The organism is Bacillus sp. 01N42_2 (genome assembly GCF_056399565.1).
Window position 1 is genome coordinate 44,402 of sequence record NZ_JBFTRO010000002.1, and the last position, 24,338, is coordinate 68,739.

The 24,338-nt window shown below is 46.3% G+C and carries 2 protein-coding genes; both read left to right on the top strand.

Annotation, left to right across the window (positions count from 1 at the left end):
* Positions 1–25 precede the first annotated feature (25 nt).
* Entirely contained in the window at positions 26–16,108 is a 16,083-nt protein-coding gene (locus tag AC1DN5_RS04260; RefSeq protein ID WP_366969324.1) for a non-ribosomal peptide synthase/polyketide synthase, read from the top strand.
* A gap of 88 nt (positions 16,109–16,196) precedes the next feature.
* Complete coding sequence (locus tag AC1DN5_RS04265) at positions 16,197–24,053, top strand: amino acid adenylation domain-containing protein (protein WP_366969325.1); 7,857 nt, start codon at positions 16,197–16,199, stop codon at positions 24,051–24,053.
* The last annotated feature ends 285 nt before the right edge of the window (positions 24,054–24,338 follow it).

A 24,338-nucleotide genomic window follows, 5' to 3' on the forward strand; every position in this document is an offset into this window, starting at 1 on the left:
AAATTATATAAAATGAGGTGCTCCAATGTCGGTATTTAGAAATCAAGAAACGTACTGGGAAAACCTGTTTGACGAAGAGGACGGCCTAAGCGCATTCCCTTACTTTAAAGCAGCGGACAAAGCGTCATTGGCCCGTACCGGCTATCAGGAAAAATATATCTGCCGTTCCTTATCTCCGAAAGTATCTCAAAGAGTCATGACAATGGCGAATCATTCCGATATGGCTGCCTATCTAATTTTATTAGCAGGTATTGAATGCTTGCTGTATAAATATACCGATCGAACGAGCCTGATTCTCGGCATTCCAACGGTATCGAAGCAAAAAAGCAGCCAGTCAGCCGTTAACACCGTTGTTCTTTTGAAAAATACGCTTTCAAACGAGAGTACATTTAAAACCGTGTTTGAACAGCTGAAAGAAGCCGTTAATGATTCTCTGAAAAATCAAAACCTGCCGTTTAGAAAAATGGTTCAGCATCTAAACGTGCATTACAATGATGAGCGTCTGCCGCTGATTCATACTGTCGTTTCGCTTAACGAAATTCATTCTTTGCAATTTAAAGAAGATATTGCAGCCGATACGCTGTTTCACTTTGATTTGGAGAACAACGGGATTCATTTGAAGCTTTTTTATAACGGCAATCTGTACGATGAGCGCTATATGGATCAAATGACAGCCCATTTGGATCAGCTGCTGTCCGTAATCTTGTTTCACCCTCAAGCGGAGATCCATACGGCAGAAATGATACCCGAAGCGGAAAAACAGAAACTATTGTTTGATTTTAATGATACCGGCAGAGATTACTCCGGGAGCAGAACCGTCTACCAATTATTTGAAGAACAGGCAGAAAGAACGCCTGAGCACGCGGCGGTCAAGTTTAAAAACGCCCATTTGACGTACAGGGAATTGAATGAAAAGGCAAACCGTTTGGCAAGAACATTGCGTAATTGCGGGGTTCAAGCCGATACATTGGTCGCCATTCTGGCTGATCGTTCGTTAGAGATGATCGTGTCAATCATAGCCGTTTGGAAGGCGGGGGGCGCTTATGTGCCCCTGGATCCTGAATATCCAAAAGAGCGGCTTCAATATTTGCTTCATGATGCGAATGCAGACGTTCTCCTTGTTCAGCAACATTTAAAAAACAGCCTCGCCTTTGACGGCCCGGTGATTGATTTAAATGATGAAGCATCTTACCATGCCGATGGCTCATTGTTATCACCAGTAGCGGAACACAGCCATTTAGCCTATGTCATTTATACGTCGGGCACAACAGGAAAGCCGAAAGGAGTCATGGTTGAACACGGCGGTATTGTGAATTCGCTCCAGTGGAAGAAGGCGTTTTTCAAGCATTCTTCAGCGGATCGCGTGCTTGTCTTGTACCCGTATGTTTTTGATGCGTTCATTTTAAATTTCTTCGGCCCGCTTATCTCGGGTGCGACTTTGCACCTTTTGCCGAATGAAGAAAATAAAGACCTTTTCGCCATTCAAAATGTCTTGAAACAAGAGCGGATTACACATTTTTCAACTTCTCCCCGTCTTTTGAAAACGATGATCGAAGAGATGAACGCGGACGACTTCATTCATGTTCAGCATGTTGTTGTAGGCGGAGAGCAGCTGGAAACAGACACAGTTGAGAAGCTGTATTCTCTGCAGCCTCACATTCGGATCAATAATGAATACGGACCGACAGAAAACAGCGTGGTATCGACCTTTCACCCTGTTCAGTCCGCTGATGAACAGATCACAATCGGCAAACCGGTGGCGAACCATCAAGCCTATATTTTAGGAGCGCACCAGCAAATCCAGCCGATCGGCGTACCGGGAGAGCTGTATGTCGGAGGCGCCGGGGTGGCCCGCGGCTACCTGAATCGGCCTGAGCTGACGGAGGAAAAATTTGTTCAGCATTTGCATCTCTCCGGTCAAAAGATGTATAAAACAGGGGATCTCGCCAGATGGCTGCCAGATGGAAGAATCGAATATGCAGGGCGGATCGATCATCAAGTGAAAATTCGCGGCTACCGAATCGAAATCGGCGAGGTAGAGGCGGCCATGTTCAATCTGGAAAATGTTCGTGAAGCTGCAGTCATTGCGCGGGAAGGCGCAGACGGAGCCAAGCAATTGTATGCCTATTATGTCGGCGAGCCTTCTATGACTGCGCAGTTCAGAGCCGACTTATCCCGTAAACTGCCGGATTATATGATTCCCTCTTACTTTATCCATTTGGAACGCATACCGCTCACTTCCAATGGAAAAATTGATTTGAAAGCTTTGCCTGCTGATGAAGAAAATACGCGGACAGATAACGAATACATAGCCCCGCGGAACATAACAGAAAAACTGCTGGCGTCTATCTGGCAAGAAGTATTAGGGGCAGAACGTATCGGAATTCTGGATAATTTCTTTGATTATGGCGGAGATTCGATTAAATCAATTCAGGTGTCTTCCAGATTGTATCAAGCCGGATACAAGGTTGATATGAAACATCTGTTTAAATATCCCGCGATTGCAGAACTAAGTCAATTTGTCGTGCCGATCGGCAGGATGGCTGATCAAGAGGAAGTGACCGGCAGCACAAACCTGACCCCGATACAGCATTGGTTTTTTGAACAAAAAATGCCGCAAGCTCACCATTACAATCAGGCCGTCATGTTATATTCGGCGGAAGGCTTGAAAGAGGCTCCGCTTCGCCGGACGATGGAACGGATCGCGTCGCATCACGATGCCCTTAGGATGGTTTTCGAAAAAACACCGAACGGGTACGCTCCGCGAATTACAGGAACGGATGAAAGTGAATTATATCATCTGGAAGTGATGAATTATAAAGAGGAAACCGATCCGGCTCAAGCGATTGCCGATAAAGCGAATGAGATTCAAAGCAGCATGGCATTAGACCGGGGGCCTTTGATGAAACTTGGTTTGTTCCAATGCCCCGACGGAGATCATTTGCTGATTGCAATTCATCATTTGGTGATTGACGGAGTATCGTGGCGCATTTTACTTGAAGATTTTGCAAGCGGTTATGAGCAGGCAGAGGGCGGACAAACCATCCGCCTTCCGCAAAAAACAGATTCATTTCCATTCTGGGCTGATCAATTGTCCAAATATGCGAAAGAAACCGACATGGAAGAAGAGATTGCTTATTGGGCCGAGCTTTCAAGCACGGAGCCGCAGCCATTGCCTAAGGACAAAATAAGCGAAGGTTCATTATTAAGAGACAGCGAAGAAGTGACGATTCAATGGACAAAAGAGGAAACGGAGCAATTGTTAAAACAAGCGAACCGCGCCTACAACACGGATATCAATGATCTGCTGCTGACTTCGTTAGGTCTCGCCGTTCACAGGTGGACTGGCATGGAAGACATTGCCGTAAATGTGGAAGGGCATGGGAGAGAGCCGATTATTCCGGATGCGGATATCTCCCGCACGATAGGATGGTTTACAAGCCAGTACCCTGTCGTCCTGAGAATGGAAGCCGGAAAAGACTTGTCACAGCGAATTAAGACCGTGAAAGAAGGGCTGCGCCGTATCCCGGATAAAGGAATGAATTACAGCATCATCAAATATGTATCCGGGCATCCCGAAGCCGACAGCCTGCAGCTGAAACCGGAAATATCGTTTAATTACTTGGGTCAGTTTGATCAAAACCTGAATCGTCAAGCTTTGCGCATATCGCCTTTTTCCACAGGGTTATCGATGAACGAAAACCAAGAGAGAACAGCCGTTCTTGATGTAAACGGCATGATTTCAGAAGGGACATTATCGCTGACACTGAGCTACAGCAGCAAACAATACGAAAGATCTACTATGGCGCAATTTGCCCGGGAGTTGAAAGAAAGTCTGCAAGAAGTCATTGCGCATTGCGTAAGCCGGCAGCAGACTTCTCTCACACCAAGTGACATCCTGTTAAAAGACATCTCAATCGACGAACTGGAACAGCTTTTGGAGCAGACGCGTGAATTAGGCGAAGCGGAAAATATTTATCCATTAACACCGATGCAGAAGGGCATGCTGTTTCACAGCTTATTTGATCCGAATTCAGGTGCTTATTTTCAGCAAACGATGTTTGATCTGCACGGAGAGTTAGACATTGATGCATTTTCAAAAAGCTTGGATGGCTTATCGCAAAAATATGATATTTTCCGGACGAATTTTTACAGAGGCTGGAAGGATCAGCCGCTGCAAATCATATTGAAAACGAAAAAGATCGGTTTTGAATTCATTGACTTACGCGAGATGAAGGAATCACAAAGAGAAGAGATGATTCAGCAGTATGCCAGAGAAGATAAAATGCGGGGGTTCGATTTAGAGAAAGGCGCATTAATGCGGTTACTCATTCTTCGAACGGATGAAAAGACATACCGTTTCATATGGAGTTTTCACCATATTCTGATGGACGGCTGGTGCCTGCCGCTGATTACAAAAGAAATATTCGAGCATTACTTTGCCTTGCTTCACAAAAAACAGCCTGAACAATCGCCAATTACTCCGTACAGTCAATATATTGAATGGCTCAGCCGGCAAGATGCAAAAGAGGCCATGGCTTATTGGGATCAATACTTGGAGGGATATGAAGAGCAAACCGGCCTTCCTAAGGATCACCATGCACCAGAAGAACGATACATTCCGGAGAAAGTGACGTGTGACATAAGCACCGACCTCACTTTAAAAATGAAACAGACGGCCGGCGGGCGCCATGTCACGCTGAACACGCTGCTGCAGACGGCATGGGCGGTTTTGCTGCAGAAATATAACCGAAGCAAGGACGTTGTTTTTGGGAGTGTCGTATCCGGAAGACCGGCTGAAATTCCAAACGTGGAAACGATGATCGGCTTATTCATTAACACCATTCCCGTCCGGTTCCGGTGTGAAGCAGGGACAACGTTTGCCGAGCTTATGAAAGAGACGCAGGAAAGGGCTGTAGCATCTCAACAATTCGAGACGCACCCATTGTACGATATTCAGGCACGTACAACGCAAAAGCAAGATTTAATTACACATTTAATGATCTTCGAAAATTATCCGGTTGATCAATATATGGAGAGCATAGGCCGGCAAAACGGATCATCCGTCACCATTTCCAACGTACAAATGGAAGAGCAGACCAACTATGATTTTAATTTGACCGTTATACCGGGCGACGAGATGAACATCTCTTTTGAATACAATGCCAATGTGTATGAGCGGGCAAGCATAGAGCGGGTTCGGGAACATTTCATGCAAATCCTGCAACAGGTCGTGACAGATCCGGATATCCGGGTGGATCAAGTAGATTTGTTAACGGAAAGTGAAAAAAGAACCCTTCTGCAGACGCTTAACGACACGGCCGCGCCATTTCCGCAGACGCCGGTACATCAATTATTTGAAGAGCAATCGCAGCGTACGCCCGATCAAGCGGCTGTTATCGATAAGTACAGACAACTCACGTACGGAGAGCTCAATAAGCGGGCAAACCGACTGGCGCGGACGATCAGAGCGATGGGTGTACAGACGGATCATCCGGTAGCCATCATCAGCAGAAACAGCATCGAATCGGTGGTCGGAATCCTTGCCGTTTTAAAATCAGGCGGCGCCTATGTCCCTATAGATCCGGAATATCCGCAAGACCGCATCCGGTATATGCTCGATGACTCCCAAGCCGGAATCGTTTTGACGCAGCGAGATGTCAGGGAACAGCTTTCCTATGAAGGCGTCACGATTTTACTGGATGATGAAGAGTCGTATCATCAAGATGACTCTGACCTTGAGCCGATAAGTGATGCAAGCCATTTGGCATATGTCATTTATACGTCAGGCTCTACAGGGCGGCCAAAAGGCGTATTAATCGAGCACCGGGGCTTGACCAATTATATTTGGTGGGCGAAAGAAGTTTATGTAAAAGGCGAGAAAACCAACTTCCCGCTGTACTCTTCCATCTCTTTTGATCTGACGGTGACTTCTATTTTCACACCGCTTATCACAGGTAATACGATCATCGTCTATGACGGAGAGGATAAAACAGCTCTGCTTGAATCGATTGTGCAGGACCCGAGGGTGGATATTATTAAATTGACCCCGGCCCATTTGCAGGTTTTGAAGGAAATGAACATCGCCGATCAAACGGCTGTCCGAAGAATGATTGTGGGCGGAGAAAACTTAAGCACCCGGTTAGCCCAAAGTATTCATGAACAGTTCGAAGGCCGGATTGAAATATGCAATGAGTACGGGCCGACGGAAACCGTTGTCGGCTGCATGATTTATCGTTATGATGCCGCAAAGGACAGACGGGAATCGGTACCGATCGGAACCGCTGCGGCAAACACGAGCATTTACGTTCTTGATGAGAATATGAAACCCGCGCCGATCGGTGTTCCTGGAGAAATCTATATCAGCGGCGCCGGTGTAGCAAGAGGATATTTGAACCGTCCGGAATTGACGGCAGAGAAATTCGTCGATGACCCGTTTGAACCCGGAGCCAAGATGTATAAGACCGGAGATTTGGCGAAGTGGCTGGCTGACGGGAACATTGAATATGCGGGCAGAATAGATGAACAAGTGAAAATCAGAGGCTACCGTATCGAATTAGGCGAAATCGAGGCAGCGCTGCTTCAAGAAGAAGCGGTCAAGGAAGCGGTCGTTACAGCAAGAGTTGATGCCAACGGGTTTAAACAATTGTGTGCATATTACGTGAGCGGCGGGCAAACAACGGCAGCCCGGCTCCGGAAACAACTGTCTCACAGCCTGGCGGGTTATATGGTTCCGGCTTATTTTATCGAGCTTGATGAAATGCCTTTAACGTCTAACGGAAAGATAAACAAAAAAGGGCTGCCGGCTCCGGATTTCGAGCTGCAGGACAGAGCAGAGTATAAAGCTCCCCGAACAAAAGCGGAAGAAATATTAGTTTCTGCCTGGGAATCGGTATTAGGCGCAGAGAATATCAGTATTCTTGATAATTTCTTTGAACTTGGCGGAGATTCCATTAAGTCAATCCAAGTGTCATCCAGATTAAAACAGAGCGGATACAAAATGGAAATCAAAGACTTGTTTCAATATGCTACGATTGCCGAATTGAGTCAGCATATCAAGCAGAATCTGCGTACAGCCGATCAAGGTGAGGTCAAAGGAAAAGTCAGCCTGACTCCTATTCAGCATTGGTTTTTTGAACAAACAACAATAGATCCGCATTATTATAATCAAGCCGTCATGCTGCATGCGCCGGAAGGTTTTCAGGAAACGCCGCTTCGTCAAACCCTGCAAAAGATAGCAGAACATCACGATGCGCTCCGGATGACGTTCCAGACTACGGAAAAGGGTTACGAGGCACAGAATGCAGAGATCGCCCAAAGCGGACTGTACAACCTTGAAGTCCTGAATCTGAAAGCAGAATCCGACCCGGGGCAGACCATTGAAGCCAAGGCTGATGAGATACAAAGCAGTATGCATTTAAGTGATGGCCCGTTAATGAAAGCCGGATTGTTTCAATGTGCAGATGGAGATCATTTGCTCATCGCCATCCATCATTTGATGGTAGACGGGGTGTCATGGCGCATTTTACTGGAGGATCTCGTGACCGGCTACAGGCAAGCCGAGAACGGGCAAGTGATTCAACTGCCGCAAAAAACAGACTCTTTCCAATTATGGGCTAAGAGACTTTCAGAATATGCGCAAAGTGAAACGATAAAACAAGAACAGGAATATTGGACAAAGATCGAACAAACCGAAGTAAAACCGCTGCCTACAGATTTTCAGGAAACCCATACCACTGCAAAAGACAGTGAAACGGCAACTGTGGAATGGACGAAAGAGGAAACAGAGCTCTTATTAAAACAAGCGAATCGCGCTTATAACACGGAAATAAATGATTTGCTTTTAACTTCTCTTGGTCTTTCCGTATCACATTGGTCGGGGCTTGACCGGATTCCGATTCATTTAGAGGGACACGGAAGAGAACAGATCATTCAAGATATGGATATATCGCGCACGGTCGGCTGGTTTACTAGTCTGTATCCGGTTGTGCTGCACGCGCAGCCAGGCAAAGAAATCTCTGATTATATCAAAACGACCAAAGAAGGACTGCGACAAATTCCGCATAAAGGGATCGGATATGGAATAGCAAGGTACTTAAGCGGCGGACTGCCATCGAAACTCAATCCTGAGATCAGCTTTAACTACCTGGGACAGTTTGACCAAGATTTACAGCAGCATGGGGTTCAATTATCTTCTTATTCTTGCGGTTCAGACTCGAGCGGAAATCAAGAAAGACCGTATGTATTGAATATAAACGGAATGATCACCGATGGCCGGCTGAGGCTCACGATCAGCTACAGCAGTAAACAGTACGCAAAAGAAACAATCAAGCGGTTATCGGAAACGATTCAAAGCCGCCTGCGGACAATCATTACGCATTGCGTTCAGAAAGAACAATCGGAACTGACACCAAGCGATATTTTGTTAAAAGGCATGTCCATTGACGAATTGGATCAGCTCCTCATTCAACTGCCGCATACAGGTGAGGTTGAAAACGTGTATCCGCTCACTCCGATGCAGAAAGGAATGCTCTTCCACAGCTTGCTGGACGAGGACTCACATTCTTATTTTGAACAAGCATCGTTCGATTTGCAGGGAGAGTTAAAGGTTGATTGGTTTAAACAAAGCTTGGAGCGATTGTTTGAAAGATACGCCGTGCTCAGAACCCGTTTTTACAGCGACTGGAACGATATTCCTTTGCAAATTGTCTATAAAACGCAAAAACCGCAAATTCATTTTGCAGATTTGCGTGACATAGAGGATCACCGGCGTGAGGATGTAATCGCAGCCTATCAAAGAGAAGACAAGGCAAAAGGATTTGACTTGGCTCGCGATCCGCTGATGCGCATAGCGATTTTCCGTATGGAAGACCGCAGCTATCATTTGATTTGGAGCTTCCATCATATTGTCATGGATGGCTGGTGCCTGTCTCTTATCACGAAGGAAGTGTTTGATCATTATAGCGCCTTACAAGAAGGAAGGGGAACAGAACCGTCATCTGCAGCTCCTTACAGCGACTATATCGAGTGGCTTGACCGCCAAGATCAGGGAGAAGCAAAGCGGTACTGGAGCGAGTACCTTGAAGGATATAAAGGTGAAACCGCGCTTCTTCATAAAACACCGCAGCATGAACAAAAAGAATACGCTTATGCCAATGTGATCTGCCAATTTGATCACGAACAGACAAAACAATTACAGCAGATCGCAAATCAGCATCAGGTTACGTTAAATACGTTGATCCAAACGTTGTGGGGAATTTTATTACAGAAATACAGCGGGTCCGCAGACGTTGTATTTGGCAGTGTCGTGTCGGGAAGGCCGGCGGAAATTCCTGATGTGGAACAGATGATCGGCCTGTTCATCAATACCATTCCGGTTCGGGTCTGCTGCGATGAGACCAGCTCTTTTGCTGATACGATGCAAATGGTTCAACAAAAAGCGTTGGCTTCCCAATCGTACGATACCTATCCTTTATACGAAATTCAGGCCCAAACGAAACAAAAGCAAAACCTGATTGACCATATCATGATTTTTGAAAACTATCCGATCGGTCAGCAGGTCGAAGAGACGGGACATCATGGTACAAAGCTGAACATTACGAATTTTTATATGCAGGAACACTCCCACTATGATTTGAATGTGGTTGTCATACCTGGAAAACAGCTGGCCGTTCATTTCGGTTTTAATGAAAACGAATATGAAAAATCAGAAGTGGAGCGGCTCTCCGGACATTTTGAACAGCTCATGCAGCAAGTATTACAGCAGCCGTCTGTCAAAATAGAAGAATTGGAGCTTCTCTCTCAGCAAGAAAAAGAACATCTGCTCAGCAGCTTTCAGTCTAATGACATGCATTACCCGCGTGAAAAAACGATTCATGAGCTGTTCGAGGAGCAAGCGCATCGTACTCCGGACAATACAGCAGTTGTATTCGAGGGTAAACAACTCACCTACGGAGAACTGAATCGGCGTGCCAATCAGCTTGCGCGAACCTTGCAGGCAAAAGGTGTGCGGAACGATCAGCTTGTCGGTATTATGACTGAACGCTCGCTTGAGATGATTGTAGGCATCTTGGGAGTTTTAAAAGCGGGCGGCGCATATTTGCCGATAGATCCTGATTCTCCGTCTGAACGCATCAGTTATATTTTAAATGATTCAAGCATCAGCGTATTGCTTTACCGCGGGAAGCTGCAGGATAACATCGGCTTCCCAGGAACATGTATCGATCTCATGGAGGAACATTTCTATCACGAAAAAGACAGCAGTCTTGCACTCTCTTATCAGTCCAGTCAACTGGCCTATGCCATTTATACTTCCGGTACGACAGGCAAGCCTAAAGGCACGTTAATTGAACATCGCCAGGTCATTCACCTGATTGAAGGACTTCGACGCCAAATTTACTCTGCCTACGATGCGGAGCTGAATGTAGCCATGCTCGCTCCATATTATTTCGATGCTTCTGTTCAGCAAATGTATGCTTCCTTGCTGTCAGGACATACCTTGTTTATTGTTCCGAAAGAGATTGTGTCAGACGGTGCTGCCTTATGCCGTTACTATCGGCAGCATTCGATTGACATCACCGACGGAACACCTGCCCACTTAAAGCTTTTGATAGCTGCAGGTGATTTGCAGGGAGTTCCGCTTCAGCATCTTTTAATCGGAGGAGAGGCTCTTTCCAAAACGACGGTAAATAAGCTCATGCAATTATTCGGCGATCATGGCGCTTCACCTGGGATTACCAATGTATATGGACCTACGGAGACTTGCGTAGACGCGTCTCTGTTCAACATTGAATGTTCTTCCGATGCGTGGGCACGCAGCCAAAACTATGTCCCTATAGGCAAGCCGTTAGGCAGAAACCGCATGTACATTCTTGATTCAAAAAAACGGCTGCAGCCGGCGGGCGTCCAAGGCGAGCTGTATATTGCAGGGGACGGTGTCGGGCGGGGTTACTTGAACCTGCCGGAACTGACGGACGAAAAATTTGTTGCCGATCCGTTTGTACCGGAGGACCGAATGTACAGAACCGGTGATCTGGCCCGCCTTCTGCCGGATGGAAATATTGAATATATCGGCCGGATTGATCATCAGGTGAAAATTCAAGGTTTTCGGATTGAACTCGGTGAAATCGAATCGGTGATGCTGAACGTTCCTGATATTCAAGAAGCCGCCGCAGCTGCCCTTAAAGATGCAGATGATGAATATTACTTGTGCGGATACTTTGCTGCGGATAAGACAATACAGATCAGTGAACTTCGCGAAAGAATGGCCCGGCATTTACCGGGATATATGATCCCGGCTCATTTTGTTCAGCTGGATAAGATGCCGCTGACGCCAAACGGGAAGTTGAATCGCCAGTTATTGCCGGCTCCGGTCAAAAAGCGTGACAGCGGCATAGAGTACGTCCCTCCGCAAACTTCGGCAGAAATCCAACTGACAGCAATTTGGGAGGATGTCCTCGGATTAGAGCAGGTGGGGATCAGAGATCACTTTTTTGAGATCGGCGGACACTCCCTGCGGGCAACGGCGCTGATTGCAAAAATACAAAAGCAATTGCATGTCCAAATTCCTTTGCGGGACGTCTTCCGTTTCCCAACCATTGAACAGCTCGCACAGACGATCACGAAGACGGAGCTGACCGGATATGATGCGATTCCTGCAATTGAAAAAAGACCTTATTACCCGGTATCCTCAGCACAAAAACGGTTGTACATCCTGAATCACTTGGAAGGCGGAGAACTCAGTTACAACATGCTGGGACTGATGGCTGTCGAAGGCAAGCTTGACCGTGACAAGCTGCAGCAAGCCTTCCGTACGCTTATTTTGCGCCATGAATCTTTGCGCACCGGTTTTAAAATGGCTGACGGAGAACCCGTTCAGTATGTCTTAGATCACGCAAAGTTCGAAGTAGAGTGGTATCAGGCAGAAGAAAATGATGCGGACCTTTATATCCGCCAATTTATTCGTCCTTTTCATCTGGATGAGCCGCCGCTGCTTCGCGTGGGGCTGATTGAACTTCAACCTGACCGGGGAATTCTGATGTTTGATATGCATCACATTATTTCTGACGGAACATCCATGAGCGTATTGATTAAAGAATTTATCCGCATTTATGAAGGAGAGACATTACCGCCTTTGCGCATCCAGTACAAGGACTACGCAGTATGGCAGACCGGCGAAGCGCGGTTAAAACAGATCCAAAATCAAGAAGCCTATTGGTTAGAGCTGTACAGCGGCGACGTTCCTGTCCTTCATCTGCCGACCGATTATATCCGGCCGTCGGCACGGGATTTTGCGGGAGCCACAATGCAGTTTACGCTTGATAAGCAAAAAAGCGCCGGATTAAAGCAGCTGGCATCCCAAACTGAATCGACTTTATATATGGTGCTCCTTGCGTCTTATACATTATTGCTTTCAAAATACAGCGGCCAGGAAGACATTATTGTCGGCAGTCCTATAGCGGGAAGACCGCACGCCGATTTGGAACCGATTATCGGAATGTTTGTGAATACATTGGCCATGAGAAATTACCCTGAAAAAGGGAAGACGTTCTCTCAGTATCTGTCCGAGGTGAAGGAGAATGCATTAAAAGCTTATGAGCATCAAGATTATCCGTTCGAAGCGCTGATCGATCAACTGAATATCGCCAGAGACTTGAGCCGTAATCCATTGTTTGACACCATGTTTGTGCTTCAAAACACGGAGCAGGAACAGTTAGAGATAAATGACGTCACTTTCAAACCATATCCAAACGGACATACGATGGCCAAATTTGATTTAACCTTAACGGCTGTGGAAGAAGAGACGGGTATTCAGTTCACGATGGAATACTTGACGGCTCTGTTTAAACCGGAAACGATCGAACGTATGATGGGGCATTTTGTGCAGCTGATTGATTCGATTATTAAACAGCCTGATGCCGAGCTGGCTCGTCTGAATATGATGACCAAGGAAGAGGAAAGAGACATTCAGCAACTCTTTAACGATACTGCAGTTGCGGAAAAACGAATTCCAACTACGGTTCATCAGCTTTTTGAGCAGCAGGCTGAGCTTAACCCGGACCATGAAGCCGTCAAGTTTGGAAATCAGACGCTGACTTATCGTCAGCTGAATGAACGTTCCAATCAGCTGGCGCGCGTCCTTCAGGATAAGGGTGCCTGCACTGATCAGGTTGTTGCCGTTCTCACGGATCGCTCAGCACATATGATCATCGGCATTTTAGCCATATTAAAGGCCGGCGCAGCATTTCTCCCTATCGATCCGGAGCTTCCCGAAAAACGGCGGGCTTTTATGCTGAAAGACAGCGGCGCCGATGTGCTTTTGACTTGTGCAGGTCACGCTATTCCGCCGCTCTTTGAAGGAGAAGCGCTTCTGCTTGATGATCCGATGATATATCAAGGCAGAGCAGACAATCTTAATCTTTCCTGCTCGGAAAATGATTTAATGTATGTTATTTACACGTCAGGCACAACGGGGCAGCCGAAAGGCGTTCAGCTGGAGCACAAGACGATGACGAATCTGCTCGCTTATGAGCAGGATCATACGCAGCTGCAGTTTGACAGAGTGCTGCAATTTGCCGCAATGAGCTTTGATGTTTGCTATCAAGAAATGTTCTCCGCGCTTTCAAGCGGAGGAACACTCTTTATCATCGGCAATGAGGCAAAACGTGACATACGTCAGCTCAATGATTTTGTCAGAACGCACAGGATACAAACAGCATTTCTTCCGACCGCGTTCCTTAAGCTTCTTGCCTCGGAGAAACACTATTTCGAACCGTTTGCCGAGTGCGTAGATCACATCATCGCTGCGGGAGAACAGCTCATCGCAACAAGTATGCTGCGTGACATGCTGGCACGCCATCAAGTCACATTGCATAATCATTACGGTCCGTCGGAGACGCATGTCGTGACCATGTATACCGTTAATCCGAATACAGATCAGGAGCTGCAGCCGATCGGCAAACCGATTTCAAATACGGAGATTTTCATTTTGAATGAAGCCGGAACGCTTCAGCCTGTCGGAATCGTCGGCGAACTTTGTATTTCAGGAGTGAGCCTTGCCAGAGGCTATCATAACAGGGAGCTTTTGACGCTCGAAACTTTTGTTCCGCACCCATATGACTCGAATCAACGGATGTATAAAACAGGCGATCTGGCCCGTTACCTTCCTGACGGAAACATTGAATATGCGGGAAGGAGAGACCATCAGGTCAAAATTCGCGGTTACCGGATTGAACTCGGTGAGGTGGAGGCCGCTCTTCTCAAGCACGTACAGGAAGCAGTTGTTCTAGCAAAAGAAAATACCGATGGCCAAAGTGATTTATATGCCTATTTTACAGCGGAGCAATCACTCTCGATCAGTCAGCTGAAAGAAAAACTTGCTGGCCAAATACCGGGATACATGATCCCTTCATACTTCATCCAGCTGGAGAAACTGCCGCTAACCGGCAATGGAAAAGTAAATCGAAGAGCATTACCGATGCCTGAAGCAGGTTTGCAAACGGGAACCGACTACGTTGCTCCGCGGACGAATATGGAAGAGCAGCTGATATGCATCTGGCAAGACGTTTTGAAGGTAAAAGAAATAGGTGTAAAAGATAACTTTTTCGATTTGGGCGGCCACTCGTTGCGGGGGATGACACTCATCGCCAAAATTCATAAGCAATTCAGCAAAAACATTTCATTAAGAGAGGTCTTTCAATGTCCGACAGTTGAGGAAATGGCAAAGGCTATTGCAGAAGCTGAAACCAACGGACCGGATGACATTCCGAAAGCCAAAGCAAAAGATGTCTATCCCGTATCGTCCGTGCAGAAGATGGTTTACCTGTCAACACAAATAGAAGGCGGAGAACTGAGCTACAATATGCCGGGAATCCTTACATTAGAAGGAAAACTCGACATGAATCGCTTGCAAACCGCTTTCCAAAGACTGATCCAGCGTCATGAATCGCTGCGTACCGGTTTTGAAATGGTCCGCGGAGAACTGATGCAGGTGATCAAACCGCAAGTGGAGTTTTCGATGGAAAGATACAAGGCAACAGCTGACGAGGTTGAGGAATGTTTCCGCACCTTCGTGCGGCCGTTCGATCTCAGCCAGGCTCCATTACTCAGGGCCGGACTCATCGAGTTAGAACAAGACCTGCATATTTTCATGTTTGACATGCACCACATCATCACGGACGGCGCCTCCATGAACATTTTTGTCGAAGAACTGATTCAATTGTATGACGGCAAAGAGTTAGCTCCGCTCCGTATTCAGTACAAAGACTTTACGGAATGGAAACATCAAAAAGAACAAAGAGAACGAATCAAGAAGCAGGAAGAGTATTGGCTTGGTGTATTTCATGAAGAGCTCCCGTCATTCGAGCTGCCGAAAGATTTTGCGAGACCGCCTGTTAGAAGCTTTGATGGGAAAAGGCACAATTTTACGCTCGATAAGACTGTCACCCAAGGGATAAAGCAGCTGGAAGAATTGACCGGAACGACCGCTTACATGATTTTGTTCTCGGCCTATTCCATACTGCTGACAAAATACAGCGGTCAGGATGATATCGTCGTCGGCACCCCTATTGCGGGGAGACCGCATGCGGATTTGGAACCCATTATCGGAATGTTTGTCAATACATTAGCCATCCGCACCGCTCCGATGGCGGAAAAGACATTTTTGGATTATATAACGGAAACGAAAGAAACCATGCTGAAGGCTTTTGAACATCAAGAGTATCCTTTTGAAGAATTAGTTGAAAAACTGGGTGTGAAACGGGACTTAAGCCGCAATCCATTGTTTGATTCGATGTTTGTCCTGCAAAATACGGAACAAACGGATATTAAAGTGGACTCTCTCGCAGTCAGACCTTATGAACAAACGGAGACGGCAGCCAAGTTTGATTTACAGCTGAACTTCTTAATAGATCAAGATGAGATTCAGGGCAGTTTTGATTACTGTACGAAACTGTTTAAAAAGAAAACCATTGCTGTATTGGCCAAGGATTACGTCATGATCCTTTCGGCGATTATGAGAAACCCATCCATTCCTTTAAAAGACATTCAATTAAGCGAAAAAGTAAACAAAAGTAAACATCTCGCAAGCACAATCGAATTGGATTTCTAATCACGGGGGCAGCGGCTGTCCCGGCATGAATGCCGCGGCTGCCGCCAGCTGCCTGAAAACAGGAATGAAACCAACTGGAGGGATATGAATGTCAGAATTCAAACAACAGGAGTTGTTCTGGGGCCGAATGTTTCACACGGAAGACCGTCCCAGTGCATTCCCTTCGTTTCAAGTGTCCGACTCAACAGTAAAGCGTGATATAACAAGTGGATCTGACTGTATTCACAGTTCATTGAGTGCGGATGTATCACGGCGCATCCTGACGATGACGAACCAAACGCCAATGGCCGTCTATCTGGTTCTCCTGATCGGAATTGAATCCCTTTTATACAAATACACGGGGGATGAGGGTGTGATTACAGGGGTTCCAACCTTTGAAGACGAAACTGATGAAGATCTTCGTTCAGACCAGCTCATGTTAATCAAACAGCATATCAAATCCGGCAGTACGTTTAAATCAATTTTCCATGAATTGAAACATACGCTGGACGAAGCGATCTTATATCAGGACGTTCCCTTTGATAAAATGGCCGGACAGCTGAGGCTGAACTACAATGCAAATCATTTGCCGATCATCCATACAGTCGTTTCACTAGAGCAAATTCATCCTGATGGTTTCATAGAAACAGCTGCTGCAGATGCTTTATTTCAGTTTGCTATGGGTGAAGACTTGATTGACCTAAAGTTATGTTTTAATGAACAAGTCTATGACCGTCAGTATATGATGCAGGTGCTCGGACATTTAAACCGGCTATTTTCTGTCATATTATTTCAGCCTGACCTCCCCCTCGGCCAAGTGGATATTTTGCCAGAATCGGAGACACATGCACTTCTCGTTGACATTCAAACTGCGAAAACTGAATATCCGCGGGATAAGACGGTTTATCAGTTATTCGAAGAACAGATGAAACGAACACCGGATCAAGCAGCTGTTATTTGCGGAGAAAAGCAATTCACATATCGTCAGCTCAATGAACGTGCTAATCAATTAGCCCGAACGTTAAGGAAAAAGGGGGTAAAGACGGACCGGCTCACTGCGATTATTTGTGAACATGAGATCGAACTGGTCGTGGGAATACTGGCCGTTTTAAAAGCGGGAGGGGCCTATGTGCCAATTGATCCGGATTATCCGAAGCATCGCATACAGTATATAGTAGAAGACTCCCAAGCTGATATCATCCTGACGCAGAGCCATCTTCAAAAACAGTTGGAACTTGCGGGCACAATGGTTTTCCTCGATCAGGAAAGCTCTTACCACGAAGACGGCTCTGACCTGGAACCGATCAGCAGTACGAAGGATTTGGCTTATGTCATTTATACATCAGGCTCCACAGGCAAGCCTAAAGGAGTGGCAATTGAGCATCAGGGCTTAACCAATTATATTTGGTGGGCCCGCCGGGTCTATGTCAAAGGGGAAAAAACCAACTTTCCCCTATATTCGTCCATCGCTTTTGATCTGACGATAACGTCTGTTTTCACTCCGCTCATTACAGGAAATTCCATTATTGTCTACAGAGGAGAAAACAGTGCTGCCTTGCTTGATTGCATTATTCAGGATTCAAGGACGGATATTATTAAGCTGACCCCGGCGCACTTGCAGTTATTGAAAGAGATGAATATCCCTGCTGAGTGCACCATTCGGAAATTCATTGTCGGCGGTGACAATTTAAGCACGCGGCTCGCCCGAAGCATCAGCGGGAAATTCGGCAGAAAAATCGAAATTTTTAACGAATACGGGCCTACAGAGACAGTCGTCGGCTGTATGATTTATTCCTTTGATCCGCAAAACGACAGACGGGAATCAGTGCCGATCGGAACCGCCGCGGACAACATGAACATTTTCGTGCTGGATAAGAGCATGAAGCCGGTGCCTGCCGGCGTCCCGGGAGAAATCTATATCAGCGGGGACGGCATCGCCAGAGGATACTTGAACAGAGCGGAATTAACGGCGGAAAGGTTTTTGCAGCACCCCTTTGTGCCAGAGGTGAAAATGTACCGGACGGGAGATTTAGCAAGGCGGCTCCCGGACGGAAATATCGAATATTTAGGCCGGATCGACCACCAGGTCAAAATCCGCGGTTACCGCATTGAAATCGGGGAAGTCGAATCCGCATTTTTCCAAATACCGCCGATTCAAGAAGCTCTCGTAACGGCACAAGAAACCAACGGGGAAACATCCTTGTGCGCCTATTATACCGCACAGCATTCTTTAACCGCAGGCGAAATTCGGGAGCACCTGTCCCGGCAGCTTCCGTCCTATATGATCCCTGCTTATTTTGTACAGCTGGCAGCGATGCCGCTTACTTCCAACGGAAAAATAGATCGCGAGGCGCTGCCTGCTCCAACGGGAAATCTCACTGGCAATCCTTATACAGCTCCGCGGACAGAACTGGAAAAGATACTGGCCGGGGTGTGGGAATCCGTATTAGGCGCAGAACAGGTCGGAATCGATGATCATTTCTTTGAGCTGGGAGGAGATTCGATTAAGTCGATTCAGGTGACCTCAAGCTTATATCAAGCCGGGTATAAGCTTGACATCAAACACTTGTTCAAACACCCGACGATCTCCGGGCTTGCTCCTTTTATTGAGCCCGTTACCCGAATCGCAGAACAAGGGGAAATCAAAGGCCGTACCTTATTGACGCCGATTCAGCATTGGTTTTTCGCCCGGCAATACCCTGATCCGCACCATTATAATCAATCTGTCATGCTTTATTTTAAAGAGGGGTTGGACGAATCGAAGCTTCAGAAAGTCATGAAGAAGATTGCCGAGCATCACGATGCTTTGCGCATGGTCTATGTTCAGGGAGATCATGAATACGAAGCCAGAACCCGCGGGATCAGTGAAGGAGAATTATTCAGCCTCGACGTGTTCTCTTTACTCGAAGAAAACAACCCTGCCGAAACGATAGAAACGATAGCAAATGACATTCAGCAATCCATCCATTTAGCCGATGGTCCGCTCATGAAACTGGGATTGTTTCAATGTCAGGATGGCGATCATTTGCTGATTGCGATTCATCATCTGGTTGTAGATGGCGTATCGTGGAGGATTTTACTTGAGGATATAACGTCAGCTTATGAGCAGCTCCAAAACGGAGAAGCGATCACGCTCCCTAAGAAGACGGATTCCTATCTGTTATGGGCTGAACGATTGAAACGTTATGCAGAAAGTCCGGAATTTGAAGCGGAAAATCAATATTGGCTTGAGCAGAAACATATCTCGCAACACAAATTGCCAAAGGACAATGAGCAGGAAACCGGTCTGGCCGAAGACCGGGAAACGATCATCGTCCAATGGACAGAGGAAGAAACCGAGCATTTATTAAAAAATTCGAACCGGGCCTATACGACTGACATTAATGATTTATTGCTGACCGGACTCGGAATGGCTGTTCATCGCTGGACGGGGCATGAAGAAATTCATGTTCATCTGGAAGGGCACGGCAGGGAATCTATTTTTCAAGACGTTGATATTTCACGTACGGTGGGCTGGTTCACAACCCAATACCCGGTTTCTCTTCAAATCCAGGCGGACCGGGACATCTCCCAGCGGATTAGGACGGTGAAAGAACAGCTGCGTCAGATTCCCCAAAAAGGAATAGGATATGGCCTGATGAAATATTTGACCGATCATCCGAAGGCATCAGAATGGACCGGACATCCGGAAATCAGCTTCAATTACCTCGGACAATTTGATCAAGATTTCGAAAATGGAGGAATCGAGGTATCTCCTTACTCCGGAGGGAAAATTGCAAGCGACAGACATCCCATTGCCTATACGCTTGACATTAACGGCATGATCTCAGACGGCCGGCTGTCATTGGCCATCAGTTACAGCGGTAAACAATATCGAAGAGAAACGATGGAAACATGTGCAGCTCTCTTAAAGAATAGCCTAAAAGAAGTCATCGAACATTGCGCAGCTCAAGAAGACATTCAGCTGACGCCAAGCGATATCTCGCTGAAGGACATAACAATCGAGGAATTAGATCAATTTGTTCAGCAAACACAGCATATCGGCGACATTGAGAATATATATCCTTTAACTCCCATGCAGAAAGGTATGCTGTTCCATAGTTTAATCGATTCGGCTTCCAGAGCTTACTTTGAACAAGCCGCTTTTGATCTCAAAGGCGACTTGGATATCGAGGCATTTACAATGAGTTTGTCGCAGCTGGCGGAAAGACATGAGATTCTCCGGACTCATTTTTATACGGAATGGAAAGATCAGCCTTTGCAGATCGTATTCCGGAAAAAACCGATCGAAATAACTGTTGAAGATATTCGAAGCATGAAGAATAAACAACGAAACGAGTTCATTGCCGGCTTTGTACAAAAAGATAAGGCAAGAGGATTCGACCTTACTCAAGATGCGTTAATGCGCGTATCAATCCTTCGTACAGAGGATGACCAAGCCCGATTGATATGGAGCTTCCATCATATTTTAATGGATGGCTGGTGTCTGCCTCTTATTACGAAAGAAGTGTTTGAAACCTATTATGAGCTTATTGATAGAAGAAAACCGGAGCCCGAAGCCGTCACCCCGTACAGCCGATATATCGAATGGCTGGAAGACCAGGATCATAAGCACGCTTCAGCCTATTGGCAAAAATATTTGGACGGTTATGAAGGACAAACCGTTGTACTGAAAGAACCTGTCTCAAACCAAGCCAAGGGATATCAAAAACAAAGGCTTGCATGCCGGCTCGGAAAACAGCTGTCAGAAGAAATCAGACAGACTGCAAGCAAGCATCACGTCACCGTGAATACGTTCATTCAAAGTGCGTGGGGACTATTGCTGCAAAGATACAACAACAGTCAGGATGTCGTTTTCGGGTCGGTTGTTTCCGGCCGCCCAGCAGAAATTCCGGGTATCGAGTCCATGGTCGGTTTATTTATCAACACCATTCCCGTCCGTATTACCGCTCAGCCTGAAATGACTGTGGAACAAGTGTTGAAAATGAGCCAGGAGCAGGCATTGGCTTCTCAAGGGTATGATACATTTCCGTTATATGAAATTCAGGCTCAAACCGAACAAAAGCAGCAGCTGATCAGTCATATCATGGTATTTGAAAATTATCCGGTCGAGAAACAAATGGAACATATGAAACCGAATCGTGACGCGCTGGACATTATCAATTTCCATATGGAAGAGCATACCCATTACGATTTCAATTTCATTGTCATGCCCGCGGGAGAAATCGACATTCATTTTGTATACAATAGCAACGTCTATGATCATGCAAGTGTCAAGCGGATGGAAGAGCATTTTATGCAAATCATTAAGCAGATGGTGAACAGTCAGGCGATTCGCGTCCAAGACTTAGATATACTTACGGGGGATGAACGTTCGCTCCTTATAGAGGCATTTAATGATACGGAAGCAGATTATCCAAAGGAAAAGACGCTTCATAAATTGTTTGAGGAACAAGCACAGCGTACGCCTGATCAAACGGCTGTCGTATACGGGGAAAGCCAGCTGACATACCGGGAACTGAATGAAAGAGCCAATCAACTTGCCCGGACATTGCAATCAGAAGGCGTGCAGCCGGATCAGCCGGTCGGGATTATGGCCGAACGTTCCTTGGAAATGATCGTAGGACTCTTCGGGATCTTAAAAGCCGGCGGCGCGTATGTGCCGATCGATCCGAGCTATCCGGAAGAACGGATTCACTATATATTGGAGGATTCGGATACGAAGCTGTTGTTAGTACAGAGTCACTTGAGGAAAAGCGTGCCTTTTACGGGAAAAGTGCTTGACCTGGAAGATCCGCGATTCTCTTGGGAAGATGGTTCAAACTTAAAACAGACGGCTGGACCGAATCACTTAGCTTATGTTATCTATACTTCGGGATCAACAGGCCGACCGAAAGGGGTTATGGTGGAACACCGATCCGTAATCAATCGTCTCGTTTGGATGCAGGAACATTACCCGCTGGATAAGCAGGATGTCATTCTGCAAAAAACCCCAATCACCTTTGATGTATCGGTGTGGGAATTGTTCTGGTGGTCGATGACTGGTTCTAAAGCGGTATTGCTTCCAAACGGAGGGGAAAAGAACCCTGACGTCATCTTAGATACGATTGCGCAGAAAAATGTCACCGTTATGCATTTTGTGCCTGCGATGCTGCATGCTTTTCTTGAGTCCATGGAGCAGAAATCCGACGAGGAATTAAAGAGAAAGCTGGCGTCATTAAAATATGTATTTGCAAGCGGCGAGGCTTTGACGCCTGCGCACGTTGCCGGGTTTCATCGCTTGATCACACCGGCGGGTGAGGCTAAAATCATCAATTTATACGGGCCGACCGAAGCGACGATCGATGTATCGTATTTTGAATGCGAAGCGGGAGAAACGCTTAACTCAGTTCCGATAGGTAAACCGATTTCCAACATTCAATTGTATATCGTACACCCCGAATCGGAATATTTTCAACCGCTCGGTGTGGCAGGAGAGCTGTGTATCGCCGGAGACGGGCTCGCACGGGGCTATTTGAACCGCCCGGAGCTGACGGCTGAGAAGTTTGCAGCTCACCCATTTGAAGCAGGGAAGCGGATGTACCGGACAGGCGACTTGGCAAGATGGCTGCCCGATGGCAATATCGAGTATTTGGGACGAATCGATCATCAAGTGAAAATCCGAGGCTACCGGATAGAACTCGGCGAGATCGAAGCATCTTTACTACAACTCGATACTGTCAAAGAAGCGGTCGTCATCGCGATTGAAGAAGAGGGCTCAAAGCAGCTGTGCGCTTACTTGTCAGGAGACGAGTCATTAAATACTGCGCACCTGAAGCGTCATTTGCTGAACAATCTGCCCGCGTATATGATTCCGGCTTATTTTGTACAATTAGAGAAGATGCCGATAACCGCTAATGGAAAAATCGATCGAAAAGCGTTGCCGGCTCCTGAGGGAAATAGGCTTACCGGAACCGAATACGCAGCGCCAGGAACGTTAATTGAAAAGCAGCTGGCCGATATATGGAAGGATATTTTAGCTCTGCCTGACCCCGGGATTAAAGATCACTTCTTTGACGTTGGCGGCCATTCACTTAAAGTATTGCAGCTCATTCATCAAATTAACGCCAGTATGGGAATCAACATGCATTATCAAGCCGTATACGATTTTCCTACCATCGAAACAATGGCACGCGCCATTCAAGCGGCAGTTTTCGAATCCGAGACGGATCATAACGTATTCGTCAAGCTGAACCAGGAAGATTCAATCCCTGTGTTCTGTTTCCCGCCTTTAATCGGGTATGGACTCGTTTATAATGAAATGGCGAAAAGACTTGATGGCGTCAGCACCGTCTATGCGGCAGATTTTTTAGAAGAGCCGTCTCATGAGAAAGAGATCGTTGACCGGTATGCAGAAAGCATGATAAGCATTCAAGAACAAGGGCCTTTTGTTCTGCTTGGTTACTCTTCCGGATCGAATTTGGCTTTTGAGGTTGCCAAAGCCTTAGAAAAGCGGGGGCGCACCGTATCTGATGTGATTATGCTGGATTCTAAAATCACCGATTCGGTAACTCATTTATCGGAAGAGGAAATCCAAGAGATCGTCCATCTGAATATGGACATTATTCCGGACTACTACAGAGAAATATTAACCATTCCTTCGATTAAGGATAAAATCAGAGGCTATCTTGCGTATCACAATGAACTGATCAATTCCGGCGCCGTTAACGCCAACATCCATCATTTACTATGCGGCGATGTAACCGATGATAGGGGATGGACACAATCAACAGCACAGCATTATCTTGAGTACAAATTAAAAGGAGATCACGTGACGATCTTTGAACCTCACAATATCGAAGAAAATACGGATGCAATTCGATCTATTATTAAACGGATTGAAGAACGGCATCATCACGGACTTGTTCTTGAAGAACAACTGTCAATGGGATCATTTGCGGGAAATACGAAGTTTGACAAAATGTAAATGATCCAGTGTAAAATGCCGCTGGATGACAGTCAGCGGCATTTTGTACGAAAAAGAAGAGAGTAAACTCATGCATTTGAAACGGTTTCCTCGAATGCGTTCTCCATGACCTTTTGTCATCAAATGTTAAAAGAAAATCCTCATTTTAAGGAAAAAGAAGGATATTCAGTCATGACAAAAAAGTGTAGCTTATGTTTAGGGGTTCTTGCTTTATGATTGAGTTGCTTATCTGGGAAGTCGTCGTATGCTGCCAACACTGCAATTTCCCAAAAGGACCCTTATTTT

Bases quoted from the DNA above. Each gene is read 5' to 3' on its own strand.
- AC1DN5_RS04260 (WP_366969324.1), top strand. From the start codon at position 26: ATGTCGGTATTTAGAAATCAAGAAACGTACTGGGAAAACCTGTTTGAC.
- AC1DN5_RS04265 (WP_366969325.1), top strand. From the start codon at position 16,197: ATGTCAGAATTCAAACAACAGGAGTTGTTCTGGGGCCGAATGTTTCAC.